Annotated in this window: 16 protein-coding genes; 14 read left to right on the forward strand and 2 right to left on the reverse strand. The window is 42.1% G+C overall.

Annotation, left to right across the window (positions count from 1 at the left end):
- The first annotated feature begins 1270 nt into the window (after positions 1-1270).
- Positions 1271-2161, forward strand: a complete 891-nt coding sequence (locus tag Xvie_RS13475; protein ID WP_086109887.1) for a LysR family transcriptional regulator — start codon at positions 1271-1273, stop codon at positions 2159-2161.
- A 326-nt stretch (positions 2162-2487) separates the two neighbouring features.
- Here Xvie_RS13475 and Xvie_RS13480 read toward each other — a convergent pair whose 3' ends face one another.
- Positions 2488-4449, reverse strand: coding sequence for an ABC transporter ATP-binding protein (locus Xvie_RS13480; RefSeq protein WP_086109828.1), 1962 nt, complete (start codon positions 4447-4449; stop codon positions 2488-2490).
- A gap of 187 nt (positions 4450-4636) precedes the next feature.
- On the opposite strand from Xvie_RS13480, the gene kefG reads away from it, so the two are divergent.
- From kefG to slyD, 4 genes are all read left to right on the forward strand, one after another.
- A complete protein-coding gene (gene kefG, locus Xvie_RS13485; protein ID WP_086109829.1) occupies positions 4637-5200 on the forward strand; it encodes a glutathione-regulated potassium-efflux system ancillary protein KefG in 564 nt (187 codons plus the stop codon).
- A gap of 2 nt (positions 5201-5202) precedes the next feature.
- Complete coding sequence (gene kefB / locus Xvie_RS13490; RefSeq protein ID WP_086109830.1) at positions 5203-7011, forward strand: glutathione-regulated potassium-efflux system protein KefB; 1809 nt, start codon at positions 5203-5205, stop codon at positions 7009-7011.
- A 14-nt stretch (positions 7012-7025) separates the two neighbouring features.
- Positions 7026-7229 carry a YheV family putative zinc ribbon protein gene (locus tag Xvie_RS13495; protein ID WP_086109831.1) on the forward strand — a complete coding sequence of 68 codons (204 nt, stop codon included), beginning with the start codon at positions 7026-7028 and terminating at the stop codon, positions 7227-7229.
- A 163-nt stretch (positions 7230-7392) separates the two neighbouring features.
- Positions 7393-7923 carry a peptidylprolyl isomerase gene (gene slyD / locus Xvie_RS13500; protein WP_086109832.1) on the forward strand — a complete coding sequence of 177 codons (531 nt, stop codon included), beginning with the start codon at positions 7393-7395 and terminating at the stop codon, positions 7921-7923.
- 137 nt (positions 7924-8060) lie between these two features.
- Here the strand turns inward: slyD and Xvie_RS13505 are convergent, their stop codons facing one another.
- On the reverse strand, positions 8061-8279 hold the full coding sequence (locus Xvie_RS13505; protein WP_086109833.1) for a SlyX family protein: 219 nt from the start codon (positions 8277-8279) through the stop codon (positions 8061-8063).
- A 230-nt stretch (positions 8280-8509) separates the two neighbouring features.
- On the opposite strand from Xvie_RS13505, the gene fkpA reads away from it, so the two are divergent.
- The 9 genes from fkpA to Xvie_RS13550 form a co-directional block, all read left to right on the forward strand.
- Positions 8510-9274 carry an FKBP-type peptidyl-prolyl cis-trans isomerase gene (gene fkpA, locus Xvie_RS13510; protein WP_086109834.1) on the forward strand — a complete coding sequence of 255 codons (765 nt, stop codon included), beginning with the start codon at positions 8510-8512 and terminating at the stop codon, positions 9272-9274.
- Between the two features lie 565 nt (positions 9275-9839).
- Positions 9840-10544 carry a helix-turn-helix transcriptional regulator gene (locus tag Xvie_RS13515; protein ID WP_086109835.1) on the forward strand — a complete coding sequence of 235 codons (705 nt, stop codon included), beginning with the start codon at positions 9840-9842 and terminating at the stop codon, positions 10542-10544.
- 17 nt (positions 10545-10561) lie between these two features.
- Positions 10562-10957: a sulfurtransferase complex subunit TusD gene (gene tusD, locus Xvie_RS13520; protein WP_086109836.1), complete on the forward strand. Its 396-nt coding sequence runs from the start codon at positions 10562-10564 to the stop codon at positions 10955-10957.
- Between the two features lie 68 nt (positions 10958-11025).
- A complete protein-coding gene (gene tusC / locus Xvie_RS13525) occupies positions 11026-11385 on the forward strand; it encodes a sulfurtransferase complex subunit TusC (protein ID WP_086109837.1) in 360 nt (119 codons plus the stop codon).
- A 19-nt stretch (positions 11386-11404) separates the two neighbouring features.
- Positions 11405-11692, forward strand: coding sequence for a sulfurtransferase complex subunit TusB (gene tusB / locus Xvie_RS13530; protein ID WP_086109838.1), 288 nt, complete (start codon positions 11405-11407; stop codon positions 11690-11692).
- A 179-nt stretch (positions 11693-11871) separates the two neighbouring features.
- A complete protein-coding gene (rpsL, locus tag Xvie_RS13535; protein ID WP_010848548.1) occupies positions 11872-12246 on the forward strand; it encodes a 30S ribosomal protein S12 in 375 nt (124 codons plus the stop codon).
- A 98-nt stretch (positions 12247-12344) separates the two neighbouring features.
- Positions 12345-12815 (forward strand): 30S ribosomal protein S7, encoded by a 471-nt coding sequence (gene rpsG / locus Xvie_RS13540; protein ID WP_086109839.1) that lies wholly within the window; start codon positions 12345-12347, stop codon positions 12813-12815.
- A 93-nt stretch (positions 12816-12908) separates the two neighbouring features.
- On the forward strand, positions 12909-15017 hold the full coding sequence (gene fusA, locus Xvie_RS13545; RefSeq protein WP_086109840.1) for an elongation factor G: 2109 nt from the start codon (positions 12909-12911) through the stop codon (positions 15015-15017).
- 69 nt (positions 15018-15086) lie between these two features.
- A partial coding sequence (locus Xvie_RS13550) for a GTP-binding protein (RefSeq protein ID WP_234369306.1) occupies positions 15087-15186 on the forward strand: 100 nt, incomplete at its 3' end.

Raw genomic sequence — 15186 nt, forward strand, 5'->3', positions numbered from 1 at the left:
AATATAATATACGAAAATATCACTATTTGGAAGCTGGTGCTACACATGCTATTGCAGAAAATACCCAGGCAGTAGGGGGAGGCGTTGTCAGCTAAAATGGCCTCTTTATTAATCTACCCCATTCATTGAAGTTCAATAATTATCTCTGTGATTCCAAATCTATCAAGTAGATATCATTTAGATAACTACTTATGATTTCATCACTTTTTGTGATTAAGTATGTTAACAACCCACTACTTTCAGCACATAAATTTCAACATAATTGTTACATAAAATCTCATGCTAATACAGAATATTCCGATATAAAAAAGCTTAATAATTTGGAATAATATTAGATGGATTTTTATCAGTGACAACACACTAAAAACCTTCCATTACGCGTACTATTATTTATCAATACTATATTTTTGAGTGAGTTTTATACTCGTTTTATGATGATGAATATTATTATTACTGAATTTAATGCTGTATTTTAAATTGAAGTTGGTTCTTATTAACACGTAATAAGAGTAAATTTTGAAAAAGCCATAAAAGTAAATCGTTAGCTAAGGAAAAATAATAGAATGGATATAAATTATCTGCTGTTTATTTCACTATGCGAGTAAGTCAGCTATATATGCTTTTCTTTGTGTCTAAGAATTAAATTATTCACACAATAGTTTCTTAGTATGATATTTTAACTTTCATGGTTTTTTGGTATTTCCATAGATGGGTTACCAATAAATGAAAGTTATCAATTGATAACTTGTTGTTCATTATTTTCTTGGTGGTAGCCTTAATTTTAGGGCATATAACATAGCCAACAGTGGGTTTATTTGTATGCTGTATATCTGTTCGCTCTCAAATTTTAGTATAGCAAGTAAAGCCAAAATTTGAAAAATGAAGGGAGATTAGTATACCTGATAGATTTTAAGTTATATTGTGTCAGCAATTGAATTAATCCTAACGATATGATTTGGATGAATGATCGCAGCCAACAAAGAAATAACTTGAAAGAAGCAGGATATAAATGTGAATAACAAGAGGTTATTTTAATCTGTATTATAAAATGTAAACTTCGTGTTAGTTGCAAGTGATATTATTTCTTTACGTAATTAACGCGTGATAATAATAAATCTTTTGCTTATTGTACCCTTATTAACTAACATTTTGTTAGTTAACATTTTGACAGTTGACCAGATAAAACCTTTGGCAAAACGTTAAGTTAAAATGCTATCACCATGAATCTGTAATGTTTTGTAGTTATTTAACAATCATTGGGCGAAAGAACATGGATATACGCAATCTTGAAGCTTTTATCGTTTTGGCTGAGACTCTTAATTATCATAAGGCTTCAGAGAGGCTTTATCTTTCTCAGCCTGCCTTGACGAAGAAAATACACGGGTTGGAAGATATTCTTGGTGCTTCATTATTTACAAGGGGGCCAAATGGAACAAGATTGACTGATTTTGGGTATAAGACACTGGAAAATGCCAGGAAGTTCTTAACTCACTATGAACGTTTTAAAAGTCAGGTTCATTTTGATTCAAAAGAAGATATGGTCAGGCATTTATATATTGGCTCATGTTTCCCTATTCATAACTATTCTCAAATAGAGAAACAAATTGCGGGGAATAAAGGGAATGTTGTACTGGCGTTGGTGACCGGTTTGTCAGTTGAGCAGCAAATAAATTTATTGAATGCAGGGATGTTGCATGTTGCTGTGATGCCTATGGCATCTATTGCGCAGTTAGAGCCTAAAAAGACGTTTACAGAAAGGTTAGTTTTTATCTTTAGAAAAAAGAGTAACTTGATATCTAAGTTCAGGATAGCTTTAAGTAAATATGGCAATGGGCTTGTTCCGTCAAATTCATCAGAAAAAAATGAGGTAATTGAGTTAACGGATTGTCTTAATGTTTTTCCTATTTATACCGGTGACAATATGCATTTGTTATTAAAAACAAATGATATCATGTTGATAATTGAGATGGTAACAAAGAATAATTCGTATACGTGTGTTCCTGAACGAATTATTAGTTCGATTCCTGAGTATTATATGAATTTGCTGGAAATTGTTGAAACAGATAAAAAGATTGATCTCGGTGTGGTTTGGGGAAAATCAATAGATGATCACCTGCTTGACGATGCAGAAAGTTTTTCTACATTGGTTGCTAGTGTATAAGTCAGAAGATTACCGCTGTCTTCATTAGGATATTTGTTACTTAATCTCTATATGATATGGAGGTTACTGTATAAATTATAAAGAAACTTTCTCAGTAAGGAGTGAAAAATGAGAATGTATATACCAAGTGTTTTTCAAGCATAAATAACTTATTAGCATAAATGAATTATCATTTTTTACAGCGAGTAAAGTGGCTGTATGCATACAATTTTTTATTTTTTGCGATAAAAAGGGAACAGTATTTTTTGATACTTGATGCAGTGATGTGAGAATAAAAAGAAATCGGGCATTGAATTCCAATGCCCGATTATATTTGCAAAATTAATTTATTGACTGGCATTAAATGCTTCGGCCATCTGCTCGATTTGTTCTTGAATATTCAGCCATTCCATTTCAATATCTTCGAGCGTAGACTTTGTTTGTGTCTGCTGATGAAGGCATTCGGTTAATTCAGACTTACGATGATTTTCGTAAAGCGTGTTGTCTGATAGTTTTTCTTCTAAACTCGCCAATTCAGCACTCAATTTTTCCATTTGTTTTTCAAGAGCTGTAAGTTGTTTACGTAATGGTTGAGTTTGATTGCGAAATTCAGCTTCACGCCGTTTTTGATCTTTGCGCTCTTGGGCACTGTAATTTTGCGTGCTGTTATTTGACACATTGGTGTTTGATGCATCGGTCTCTGTTCGTTCTTTTTCTTGGCTGTCACGTATTTGCTGGCGTTGTAGCTCGGTCAGCCATTGCTGGTAATCCTCTAAATCGCCTTTAAATGTTTCTACTTTACCATCATGCACCAGATACAGTTCATCTGTGGTAGAACGCAGTAAATGCCTGTCATGCGATACGACGACCAGAGCACCTTCGAAATCAATAAGTGCTTCAGTCAGTGCTTGCCTCATGTCCAGATCAAGGTGGTTGGTCGGTTCGTCGAGCAGCAGGAGGTTAGGGCGCTGCCAGATAATCAGGGCCAGAACTAACCGGGCTTTTTCTCCCCCAGAAAAACGCCCGCTCGGGTCAGTGACTTGATCGCCTTTAAAGCCAAATCCACCTAGATAATCCCGCAATTGTTGTTCCATCTCTTGTGGCGCTATTCGGGCTAAATGCTGCAATGGAGACTCATCTGCCCTCAGGTATTCCAGCTGGTGCTGTGCAAAATAGCCCAACTTAATACCTTTTGATAAGGCAATTTCTCCTTGCTGAGCTGCAAGCTCTCCTGCCAGCAATTTTATCAACGTGGATTTGCCCGCACCATTACGACCCAACAAGCCAATTCGTGAACCCGGCACCAGATTTAATTTGATCGAATTCAGAACAGTTTTTTCACCATAGCCAGCACTGACTTTCTCCATATTCAGAAGCGGATTTGGCAGGCTATCCGGTTGGCGGAAACTGAAATGAAAGGGATTATCGACATGAGCAGGGGCGATAAGCTCCATACGTTCCAGCATTTTGATGCGGCTTTGTGCTTGTTTCGCCTTAGAGGCTTTGGCACGGAAACGATCAATGTAGCTCTGCAAATGTGCCACTCTTTCCTGTTGGCTTTGGTATAGCGCCTGTTGCTGGGCAAGTTTCGCTGCACGTTGCCGCTCGAAGGAAGAGTAATTGCCGGTATATTCGTATAGGTTCTGTTGCTCAATATGCAGAATTTTATCAATGATTGGATCAAGGAAATCACGATCATGGGAAATCAGAATCAAGGTGCCGGTATAATTCTTCAGCCATTTTTCCAGCCAGATAACGGCATCAAGATCAAGGTGGTTGGTCGGTTCGTCGAGCAATAACAGATCAGAACGACAGATTAGTGCTTGTGCCAAGTTGAGGCGCATGCGCCAGCCACCGGAAAATGAACGCACTGGTTGTTCTAGCTGAGCTTGGGAAAAACCCAATCCGTGCAGCAGGCTGGCTGCTCGTGCGCGGATTGTCCATGCTTGAATGGTATCAAGCAAGCCATGAAGATGGGCAATGGCGTGCCCATCATTTTGTTCGTTGGCTATTTTTAGCTTTTGTTCCAGTTGTCGGAATTCGCGATCTCCATCAATGACATATTCTAGTGCCGAAGTCTCTAAAGCGGGTGTTTCCTGATTCACCCAAGCCAACGCCCAGTTATTGGGAAATGTGACGGAACCATTCTCAGCCTGAAGCTCATTCTTTAGTAATGCGAGTAGGGTCGATTTACCACAGCCATTCTTGCCAACTAATCCCACTTTCTGCCCGGGATTGATGGTTGCGTTGGCATTGTCCAGCAGGACTCGAATGCCACGACGGATTTGCAGTGAAGAGAAAAGAATCATAGGTATTGTCTATATATAGTATGTTGAGTTAATAATTAGGTTGATATCTTTCATCTTTCAAGTTGCTGTTTTGTTGATACCACCATGCTGCAATTTGAAATGTATTGGGTATTTATACAATTTGATTTAATAGCTTGGCGTGCATGGTAGCGGAAAATATGTGTCCTGACACGTCCTGGAGGGATTGATGTTGTTATCTCCTAACGTATTGCCGCCTAAAGTATTGCTGATATATACCCATCCGGAACCGATGAATTCAGTTGCTAATAAAATGTTATTGCAGATGGCACAGAAATTAGAGCATGTCACGGTTCACGATCTCTACGGGGTTTATCCTGATTTTTTTATTGATGTCTCTTTAGAACAACAGTTGTTGCACGAGCATGAGGTGATTGTTTTTCAACATCCTTTGTACACTTATAGTTGTCCTGCTTTATTGAAAGAATGGATGGATCGTGTGTTGAGCAGAGACTTCGTTGGTAGGACGGAGCAGGCGCTTAAAGGAAAGTATTGGCGGTCTGTTATCACGACGGGAGAGCCGGAAGATGCTTACCGGAGAGGGGGGTATAATTTTTATCCAATGGAGGAAATTCTCCGGCCTTTCGAATTAACTGCATCAATGTGCCATATGCATTGGTTATCACCAATGATCATTTATTGGGCCAGACGTCAACGGCCTGAGGTACTTGCCAGCCGTGCGAACGCGTATCAGGAATGGCTGAAAGCGCCATTATCCTTGGGAGGTGGGTGATCATGGAGACTTCAGCGCTATTAAGCGCCAGTGTAGTGTTTTTATTCGCTGCTGTTGTGGCTGTTCCCCTTGCTCAGAAATTCAATATCGGGGCTGTCCTGGGATATCTTATTGCAGGGATCGTCATTGGCCCGTGGGGGCTGGGATTTATCAAGAATGTTGATGAGATCCTCGATTTTTCAGAACTGGGCGTTGTTTTCCTGATGTTTGTTATCGGACTTGAGCTGAATCCAACAAAACTTTGGCAGCTCAGGCGATCGATTTTTGGTGCCGGTATGGCTCAAGTAGTTTTAACCGCACTGGTTCTCATCTCACTCCTTTATTTGGCGAATTTTGTATGGCAAGCCGCTGTTATTGGTGGTATTGGCCTTGCGATGTCATCTACGGCTATGGCACTGCAATTGATGAAAGATAAAGGGATGACGAGTAATAATGAAAGTGGTCGGCTCGGATTTTCTATCTTACTGTTTCAGGATATGGCAGTGATCCCTGCTTTAGCTGCAATCCCTTTGCTGGTCGGGGGAGTAACAACCAGTGATTGGCGGCATATTGTGCTGAAGATTATCGCTTTAGCCGGCATGTTGTTGGGAGGACGATATTTACTGCGTCCCTTGTTCCGGTTAGTGGTGAAATCTGGTGTCAGGGAGGTATTTACTGCGGCTGCATTGCTGATTGTTCTGGGAGCCGCGATTTTTATGGAAGCATTAGGTTTTTCTATGGCGCTAGGTACTTTCATTGCAGGCGTATTGTTGGCGGAAAGTGAATATCGGCATGAGCTAGAGATCTCTATTGAGCCATTCAAGGGACTGTTGTTGGGGCTATTTTTTATTTCTGTTGGCATGTCGCTGAATTTGAGCATTTTTTTTACTTATTGGCTTAATATCTTATTGAGTGTCTTGGGTCTGGTATTGATAAAAAGCCTCATACTTTATGTGATTGGCAGGATGTCCGGTTTAAGAAAATCGCTGTGCTCACAATTTTCCGGGGTGTTAAGTCAAGGGGGAGAATTTGCATTTGTCTTGTTTTCTCAGGCGCTTGAGCAAAAGGTATTGAATCAGACGCAGGAGTCTCTTTTATTGGCTGTGGTGACATTATCAATGATGACAACACCTTTGGTAATGCTATTAATCGAACGTGTTTTGGCACGTCGATATAATGCACATGAAAAATACACTGAACAGCCATTTGTGGAAGACAATGATCCTGAGGTGATTTTGGTTGGTTTTGGTCGTTTCGGACAAGTGGTTGGGCGTTTGCTAATGGCGAATAAGATCCGTATCACTGTGCTGGAACGCGATATGGGCGCAATCAGTACTATGCGTCGTTATGGCTATAAGGTGTATTATGGTGATGCGAGTAAATTGGAACTGTTGCGAGCCGCTGGTGCTGCAAAGGCCAAAGCAATTGTCATTACCTGTGATGAACCAGAAGATACGGTGGCGATTGTGCGCTTGTGTCAGAAACATTTTCCTCATCTGAATATTATTGCGCGTGCAAGAGGGCGTCTGGAAGCCCATGAGCTGTTGCAGAGTGGTGTGAAAGATTTTAGCCGAGAAACATTTTCCAGTGCATTGGAGCTGGGAAAAAAGGCATTGATCAGGCTGGGTATGCATCCATATCAGGCACATCGTGCACAGCAGCATTTTCGGCGATTAGATATGCGCATGTTGCGTGAATTGATGCCCTATCTGCATGAGGATCTGGCACAGATATCCCGCATAAAAGAGGCTCGCAGGGAATTGGAAGAACTGTTTGAACGGGAAATGATTAATGAACGTCGTCGGCCGGAAGGGTGGGATGAACATGAATAGCGTTGGGGGGAATTATGTCCGTTAGTCGTAAGCGTTTTATTGCGGGAGCTGTTTGCCCAAAATGTCAATCACAGGATACGTTGGCAATGTGGCAGGAGAATAAGGTTGATATTGTTGAGTGTGTCCATTGTGGTCATATACAAAGGCAAACGGATGAAGCTACCGCATCTCATGTCAGGGAGCAGGAACAGATTATTGGGATCTTTACGCCACAATAAATCAGTACACATATAATAAATCAATATAAATACAATAAATTGTGGATAAATTTTACCGTCGCTAGGTACAGCGACGTAGAATTCCGTTACAATCGGCAGCATTTTCTGAGCTGTAAAAATTTTCCCTCACGGGTTTTTCCCTTTCGGGTATGTAGGAGTTGTCATGAAAGTAGCAAAAGACTTGGTGGTCAGCCTGGCTTATCAAGTAAGAACAGAAGATGGTGTTTTAGTTGATGAGTCCCCGGTAAGTGCACCGTTAGACTATCTGCATGGTCGTGGTTCTCTAATCAGTGGATTGGAGAAAGCACTGGAAGGTCGTGAGGCGGGTGAACGTTTTGATGTTAGCGTAGAAGCAGATGATGCATACGGTCAGTATGACGATAGCCTGGTTCAGCGTGCACCAAAAGATGTGTTTGTTGGTGTGGACGATCTTCAAGTAGGCATGCGTTTCTTGGCTGATACGGATCAGGGACCTATCCCAGTAGAAATCACAGCAATAGAAGGTGATGAAGTGGTTGTTGATGCTAACCACATGCTGGCTGGCCAGAATCTGAAATTTAATGTTGAAATTATAGCGATTCGTGAGGCGACTGAAGAAGAATTAGCTCACGGCCATGTGCATGGTCAAGGTGGTTGTGGTGATCACGATCATGAGCATGGCGAGCATGAATGCTGCGGCGGTAGCTGCCATTAAGTCGTAGCTAACTGACAATCGTTGGTACTCTGAGAAATCAGTAATAAGTAGCAGAAAAAGGGAAGCGCGTTTTATATGCTTCTCTTTTTTTATTTTATGCTTGAGCCTTCCTTGGCAGAGATTTTCCCAGATTGATATCAGTAATGGGGAGGTGGTGTTTCTTCAGAAAGTGGTGCAATGATGGATGTCTGATGAGTTTTCAGGCGTTCAGTCATTAATTTCAGCTGTTCTTTCAGCCTATCAGTTTCTATTTGTTGTTTTCTCACTTCCTGATTCAGTTCTTCAATGGTAGCTTCTTGATAGGCCAGTTTAGTTTCAATCTGTTCAAATCTTTGTTCAAACTCAGATAATTCCATTATCTTTCCTCCTACTTCTGATCATTTAATTAAAGGACGGAGCGGTTACTCGGTCAAGCTGACACTATAATACTCAAAAAACTCAGTGAAATAGGATTTTGCAAAACCTCTTTATTGGTTTTTATTGCAAGGCATAGCAAATATTGTCATTGGTTTCCTTAGGCGGTTATAGTAGATGTTGTGTGTGACCTATGCTTATGATAAACCCACCAACCTTATTGGAGAATAGGATGAAATCATTGTTTAAAACAACTCTACTGGCAACGACTCTGGCGGTGGCGTTTAGTGTACCTCAGGCCTTGGCTGCTAATACCGAAACCAAAAGTGAACCAAAACTGAATAGCGCTTTTAAAACTATGGAGCAGCAGAATGCCTACGCCATGGGGGCTTCTGTAGGTGGCTATATGTCCCATGCGCTGAAAGAGCATAAAATGCTCGGTTTCAATCTGGAAAAAGCACAGTTATTGGCCGGTGTTGAAGACGCTTTAAATAATAAAGCCAAATTGACTGATCAAGAAATTCGAGAAACTCTGTCGACTTTGGAATCTCAAGTGAAAAGTGCGGCACGGGCCAAGGCAGAAAAAGAAGCGGGTGAAAATGGCGAAAAAGGTGCTAAGTATCGCAAAGAGTTCACTAAGAAAGCTGGCGTAGTGGAAACCAAAACAGGGCTTCTTTACAAAATTGAAAAAGAAGGCACTGACAAAGCACCTAAAGGGACTGATACTGTAGTTGTTAACTACAAAGGTGCTTTGATTGATGGTCAGGTTTTTGACAGCTCTTATGAGCGTAAAGAGCCTCTGACTATTCGTTTGGATAGCGTTATCCCTGGTTGGACTGAAGGCCTGCAGCATGTGAAAAGAGGCGGAAAAATCACATTAGTTATTCCACCTAATCTGGCTTATGGCCAGTCAAGTATGGCTAGTATTCCAGCCAACTCCACTTTGGTCTTCAGTGTTGAATTATTGGATATTAAACCTGTTGCCAAGGCAAAATAACTCTTGTAATAATCAAAAACAGCATTAGCAGGAGCTTAAGGCTCCTGCTTTATCATGCATTTCTTTCACCCTTCGATTTGCTGCTGATATTTACCTCTATTTGGTGAGTAATAATTTGATGAGTAATAAGCATGGATAAAGAAAAATGAATTTGTTTGCTTATTATTTTCTGAGGTATTAAATATTATATTGTTTTTTGTGTTTCAGGCAGATTAGGCATAAAGCTGTGATAGATCCCCACGGGATATACAGTAAGGGCTTGACGGCAATTCGATGTAGTTTTAACGTCACCATTCTGAATGGGATATAAAACATTTTTAAATGTTTTCTGTTTTAATGCCTATCACATGAGGCTATTAATTTGCCATTTTGAATTTGGGCTGTGCTCGAAATTTTCACGTATTTTATGTGTGTCCCGGTCTCTGTGTTTAGTCCTGATTAAAATGGCCTGCAACAGTAAGCGTTTACTGAAGTAGACTCTGAGTTGCAATAATATGATTTTATAATAAATTTTGCCCTGAGTTTTTGATGAGGCAAAGTCTGAACTTGAAGGATGGTGTATTGAATGTCTACCCCGCTATTAACTAGTGATAACAGTGATATTGATTTGATGGAAAATCAACCATTTAGTGAAACTGATCATGAAATTTTAAAATCTTATGAAGCTGCTGTTGATGGCCTGGCTATGTTGATTGGTGGGCATTGTGAGATAGTTCTTCATTCACTGGAAGATCTTAAATGCTCAGCCGTCAGAATAGCTAATGGAGAGCATACGGGTCGTAAGATTGGCTCTCCGATTACTGATCTGGCGTTGCGAATGTTGCATGATATTACGGATGAAGACAGTAGCGTTTCTAAAGCGTATTTCACGAGGGCAAAAAGTGGCTCGCTGATGAAATCTGTCACAATTGCTATCCGCAATCGCCGACGTAGAGTCATCGGGCTTTTGTGCATCAATATGAATCTTGATGTGCCTTTTTCCGAAATTATTCAGACCTTTATCCCAGAGAAAACCAATGAAGTTGCTTCAAACGTCAATTTTGCTTCTTCCGTAGATGATTTGGTGGCACAAACGCTGGAGTTCACTATTGAGGAAGTCAATACTGATCGCAATGTTTCCAATAATGCGAAAAACAGACAAGTCGTACTGAATTTGTATGAGAAAGGTATTTTTGATATTAAAGATGCCATTAATCAGGTCGCTGATCGTTTAAATATCTCCAAGCATACGGTATATCTCTATATTCGCCAGTTTAAAAGTGGTGAATGAATTAGTTCGGAGAAGTAATGTCATCACTGTCTTATTGCCTGCTGGTCACTGGGCCAGCTTACGGAACCCAACAAGCCAGCAGTGCCTATCAATTTGCTCAGGCGTTGACCGCAGCAGGCCATAAATTACATAGCGTGTTTTTTTATCGAGAAGGTGTCCAAAACGGTAATCAATTGGTCGCCCCGGCCAATGATGAGTTTGATCTGGTCAGGGCATGGCAGGCATTGGCAGTCCAACATCAGTTCAATCTGTTTATTTGTGTTGCGGCAGCATTGCGGCGCGGTATCGTGGATGAACAACAAGCCCGTGAATTGAATTTGCCTGCCGTTAATTTAGCTGATGGGTTTGAGCTTAGTGGATTAGGATCATTGGCAGAAGCCATGATGTTGTGTGATCGTGTCATGCAATTTTAGTTTAGGGCAGTTTAGTTTAAGGCAATAATCAGGAACCTTCGTGGGTATCGATGAAATAGCGGGTATCAATGAAAAAAATCGCCTTTGTTTTTACTGAAGCTCCCCATGGCACTTCTGCCGGTAGGGAAGGGCTGGATGCATTGCTTGCAACGTCGGCATTGACTGAGCAAATCGGTGTATTTTTTATTTCTGATGGAGTATTCCAGTTGCTGGCTAACCAGCAGCCGGATAAAGCTTTAGCCCGTGACTATATCTCAACCTTTAAGATCTTGCCTCTTTATGACATTGATAAATGTTACGTTTGTCTGGATGATCTGGTCATTCGAGGAGGCAGCCCAGCAAGCAATTTTGTGCTGGAAGCTGAATTTCTTTCCGCTGAAGCAATTCGAGAATTGCTGGTGGGCTATGATTTTGTGTTGAAATTTTAATCTATTTCAGGCGGGTAACATGTTATATACTGTCAGTCGCTCACCTTACCATGATGACTTCAATGCAATGCTTGGCCTTGTATCTGATACAGATGATGTTCTCTTGATTCAGAATGGTGTATTACTCGGCATTAATGGTAATCGCTATTTGACAGAGTTGGCTCATACAGGGGCAGATATTTATGTTTTGAAGGAAGATTTAGAAGCACGAGGACTGATTGAACAAATTTCAGACCGTGTAATGGTGATTGATTACAACGGCTTTGTTAGCTTATCGGTAAAGCATCAACAAAATTTTGCCTGGTAGATTAATTGGTAAGTCTAAATTGTACTTTTCAGTTATTTTACCAGTATAGAAAAACTGTATATTTCTTGACACCTCGTCAAGTCAGCAATAAAATTCGGCGTCCTTTCGTTTTGTCATTATGACTGACGAAGGATAAAATCCGTGTTTACGAAGCAAAAAAACCAGGAGCTTTTTTAATAATGGCAACTATTAACCAGCTGGTTCGCAAATCCCGTAGCTCGAAAGTTGTGAAAAGCAACGTTCCTGCTCTGGAAGCTTGCCCGCAAAAACGTGGCGTATGTACTCGTGTATATACCACCACTCCTAAAAAACCAAACTCCGCACTGCGTAAAGTATGTCGTGTGCGTTTGACTAACGGTTACGAAGTTTCTTCCTACATCGGTGGTGAAGGCCACAACCTGCAGGAACACTCCGTTATTTTGATCCGTGGCGGTCGTGTTAAAGACTTGCCAGGTGTGCGTTACCACACTGTTCGCGGTGCACTGGACTGTGCAGGTGTTAAAGACCGTAAACAAGGTCGTTCCAAGTACGGTGTGAAGAAGCCAAAGGCTTAATGGTTCTCCGTTAAGTAAGGCCAAACATTTTTCACTTTAATGTCAAAATAAACTCGTAGAGTTTTGGACAACCCTGAAATTCGAAACGGAGTATTTCCATGCCACGTCGTCGTGTAATTGGTCAACGTAAAATTCTGCCAGATCCAAAGTTCGGATCTGAACTGCTGGCCAAATTTGTAAATATCCTGATGGTAGACGGTAAAAAGTCTGTCGCAGAAGCAATTGTATATGGTGCGCTTGAGACCCTGGCTCAGCGTGCTGGTAAAGATCATCTGGAAGCATTCGAGCTGGCACTGGATAACGTGCGCCCGACTGTGGAAGTTAAGTCCCGCCGTGTTGGTGGTTCTACCTATCAGGTTCCAGTTGAAGTTCGTCCGGTTCGTCGTAATGCTCTGGCAATGCGTTGGATCGTTGATGCTGCTCGTAAACGCGGTGATAAATCGATGGCTCTGCGCCTGGCGAATGAGTTGTCTGATGCGGCTGAAAACAAAGGCGCTGCTGTGAAGAAACGTGAAGACGTTCACCGTATGGCAGAAGCTAACAAGGCGTTCGCACACTATCGTTGGTAATCCCTTTGTTGGTAACCCATCAACAGTGAATATGTTCTGGGTAGCTGCTCGGCTACCCGTTCTCTAAATTGAACGCCCACGAGAGAGGAAAAAATGGCTCGTAAAACACCCATAGCGCGTTACCGTAATATCGGTATCAGTGCCCACATCGACGCCGGTAAAACCACGACAACTGAACGTATTCTGTTTTATACAGGCGTAAACCATAAAATCGGTGAAACTCACGAAGGTTCAGCAACTATGGACTGGATGGAGCAGGAACAGGAGCGTGGTATTACTATCACGTCTGCTGCGACGACTGCATTCTGGTCTGGTATGGCTAAACAGTATGAACCACACCGTATCAACATCATCGACACCCCAGGACACGTTGACTTCACTATCGAAGTAGAACGTTCCATGCGTGTTCTTGATGGCGCAGTAATGGTTTACTGTGCGGTTGGTGGTGTTCAGCCTCAGTCTGAAACCGTATGGCGTCAGGCTAACAAATATAATGTTCCACGTATCGCGTTCGTTAACAAAATGGACCGTATGGGTGCGAACTTCCTGCGCGTTGTTGAGCAGATCAAAACCCGTCTGGCTGCTAACCCAGTTCCACTTCAACTGGCGATCGGTGCTGAAGATACCTTCACCGGTGTTGTTGACCTGCTGAAGATGAAAGCAATCAACTGGAACGAAGCTGATCAGGGAACTACCTTCACTTATGAAGATATCCCAGCAGACATGGTTGAACTGGCTCAAGAATGGCATCAGAACCTGATTGAATCCGCAGCAGAAGCATCAGAAGACCTGATGGACAAATATCTGGGCGGTGAAGAGCTGACTGAAGAAGAAATCAAGGCAGCTCTGCGTAAGCGTGTTCTGGCTAGCGAAATTATCCTGGTTACCTGTGGTTCTGCATTTAAGAACAAAGGTGTTCAGGCAATGCTGGATGCAGTTGTTGAATATCTGCCAGCACCAACAGACGTTGAGTCTATCAAAGGTGTTCTGCCAGACGGTAAAGACACTCCAGCAGTACGTCACTCTAGCGATGACGAGCCATTCTCTGCGCTGGCGTTCAAAATCGCTACTGACCCATTCGTGGGTAACCTGACGTTCTTCCGTGTTTATTCTGGTGTTGTTAACTCTGGTGACACCGTACTGAACCCGATAAAAGACAAGAAAGAACGTTTTGGCCGTATCGTACAGATGCACGCCAACAAACGTGAAGAAATCAAAGAAGTCCGCGCAGGCGACATCGCCGCTGCGATCGGTCTGAAAGATGTAACTACAGGTGATACTCTCTGTGACATGGGTTCTCCAATCATTCTGGAGCGCATGGAATTCCCAGAGCCAGTTATCTCTGTTGCTATCGAACCAAAAACTAAAGCTGACCAAGAAAAAATGGGTATCGCTTTAGGCCGTTTGGCTCAGGAAGATCCATCATTCCGTGTAAGCAGTGATGAAGAGACTGGTCAAACTATCATTGCAGGTATGGGTGAGCTGCACCTCGATGTACTGGTTGACCGTATGCGTCGTGAATTCAATGTTGAAGCGAACGTAGGTAAACCTCAGGTTGCTTATCGTGAAACTATCCGTACTTCTGTTGAGCAGGAAGGTAAACACGCTAAACAATCCGGTGGTCGCGGTCAGTACGGTCACGTTTGGCTACGTATCGAGCCTCTGGAAGCAGGTGGTGCTGGTTACGAATTCGCGAACGAAATCGTTGGTGGTGTTGTTCCTAAAGAATACATCCCAGGCGTCGACAAAGGCGTTCAGGAACAGCTGAAGGGCGGCGTTCTGGCTGGTTATCCAATCGTTGACGTTAAAGTTGCCCTGTTCGATGGCTCTTACCATGACGTTGACTCCTCAGAAATCGCCTTTAAAATTGCTGCATCCATGGCATTTAAAGAAGGCTTCATGAAAGCGAAACCAGTTCTGCTGGAACCTATCATGAAAGTTGAGGTGGAAACACCAGAAGATTACATGGGTGACGTCATCGGTGACTTGAACCGTCGCCGTGGTATGATCGAGGGTATGGATGATTTAGCTACGGGCAAAATTGTTCGTGCTCAAGTACCATTGTCTGAAATGTTTGGTTATGCTACTGACCTGCGTTCTCAGACCCAAGGTCGTGCTTCTTACTCCATGGAGTTCTTGAAGTACAACGAAGCGCCGAGCAACGTCGCTCAGGCTATTATCGAAGCTCGCAAATCTAGATAAGTTTTCGAGTTTACAATCTTTTAGCTCCCTCTTCTCTGTGACGGGGGAGCGGTATTAAGGAATAGAGTCGTGTCTAAAGAAAAGTTTGAACGTTCAAAACCGCACGTTAACGTTGGTACTATCGGCCACGTTGACCACGGTAAAACTACCCTGACTGCTGCAATCACCA

This window comes from Xenorhabdus vietnamensis, assembly GCF_002127535.1.
Taxonomy (GTDB): domain Bacteria; phylum Pseudomonadota; class Gammaproteobacteria; order Enterobacterales; family Enterobacteriaceae; genus Xenorhabdus; species Xenorhabdus vietnamensis.

Coding starts and splice junctions, on each gene's coding strand:
- Xvie_RS13475 (WP_086109887.1), top strand. CDS start 1,271: ATGGATATACGCAATCTTGAAGCTTTTATCGTTTTGGCTGAGACTCTT.
- Xvie_RS13480 (WP_086109828.1), bottom strand. CDS start 4,449: ATGATTCTTTTCTCTTCACTGCAAATCCGTCGTGGCATTCGAGTCCTG.
- kefG (WP_086109829.1), top strand. CDS start 4,637: ATGTTGTTATCTCCTAACGTATTGCCGCCTAAAGTATTGCTGATATAT.
- kefB (WP_086109830.1), top strand. CDS start 5,203: ATGGAGACTTCAGCGCTATTAAGCGCCAGTGTAGTGTTTTTATTCGCT.
- Xvie_RS13495 (WP_086109831.1), top strand. CDS start 7,026: ATGTCCGTTAGTCGTAAGCGTTTTATTGCGGGAGCTGTTTGCCCAAAA.
- slyD (WP_086109832.1), top strand. CDS start 7,393: ATGAAAGTAGCAAAAGACTTGGTGGTCAGCCTGGCTTATCAAGTAAGA.
- Xvie_RS13505 (WP_086109833.1), bottom strand. CDS start 8,279: ATGGAATTATCTGAGTTTGAACAAAGATTTGAACAGATTGAAACTAAA.
- fkpA (WP_086109834.1), top strand. CDS start 8,510: ATGAAATCATTGTTTAAAACAACTCTACTGGCAACGACTCTGGCGGTG.
- Xvie_RS13515 (WP_086109835.1), top strand. CDS start 9,840: ATGTCTACCCCGCTATTAACTAGTGATAACAGTGATATTGATTTGATG.
- tusD (WP_086109836.1), top strand. CDS start 10,562: ATGTCATCACTGTCTTATTGCCTGCTGGTCACTGGGCCAGCTTACGGA.
- tusC (WP_086109837.1), top strand. CDS start 11,026: ATGAAAAAAATCGCCTTTGTTTTTACTGAAGCTCCCCATGGCACTTCT.
- tusB (WP_086109838.1), top strand. CDS start 11,405: ATGTTATATACTGTCAGTCGCTCACCTTACCATGATGACTTCAATGCA.
- rpsL (WP_010848548.1), top strand. CDS start 11,872: ATGGCAACTATTAACCAGCTGGTTCGCAAATCCCGTAGCTCGAAAGTT.
- rpsG (WP_086109839.1), top strand. CDS start 12,345: ATGCCACGTCGTCGTGTAATTGGTCAACGTAAAATTCTGCCAGATCCA.
- fusA (WP_086109840.1), top strand. CDS start 12,909: ATGGCTCGTAAAACACCCATAGCGCGTTACCGTAATATCGGTATCAGT.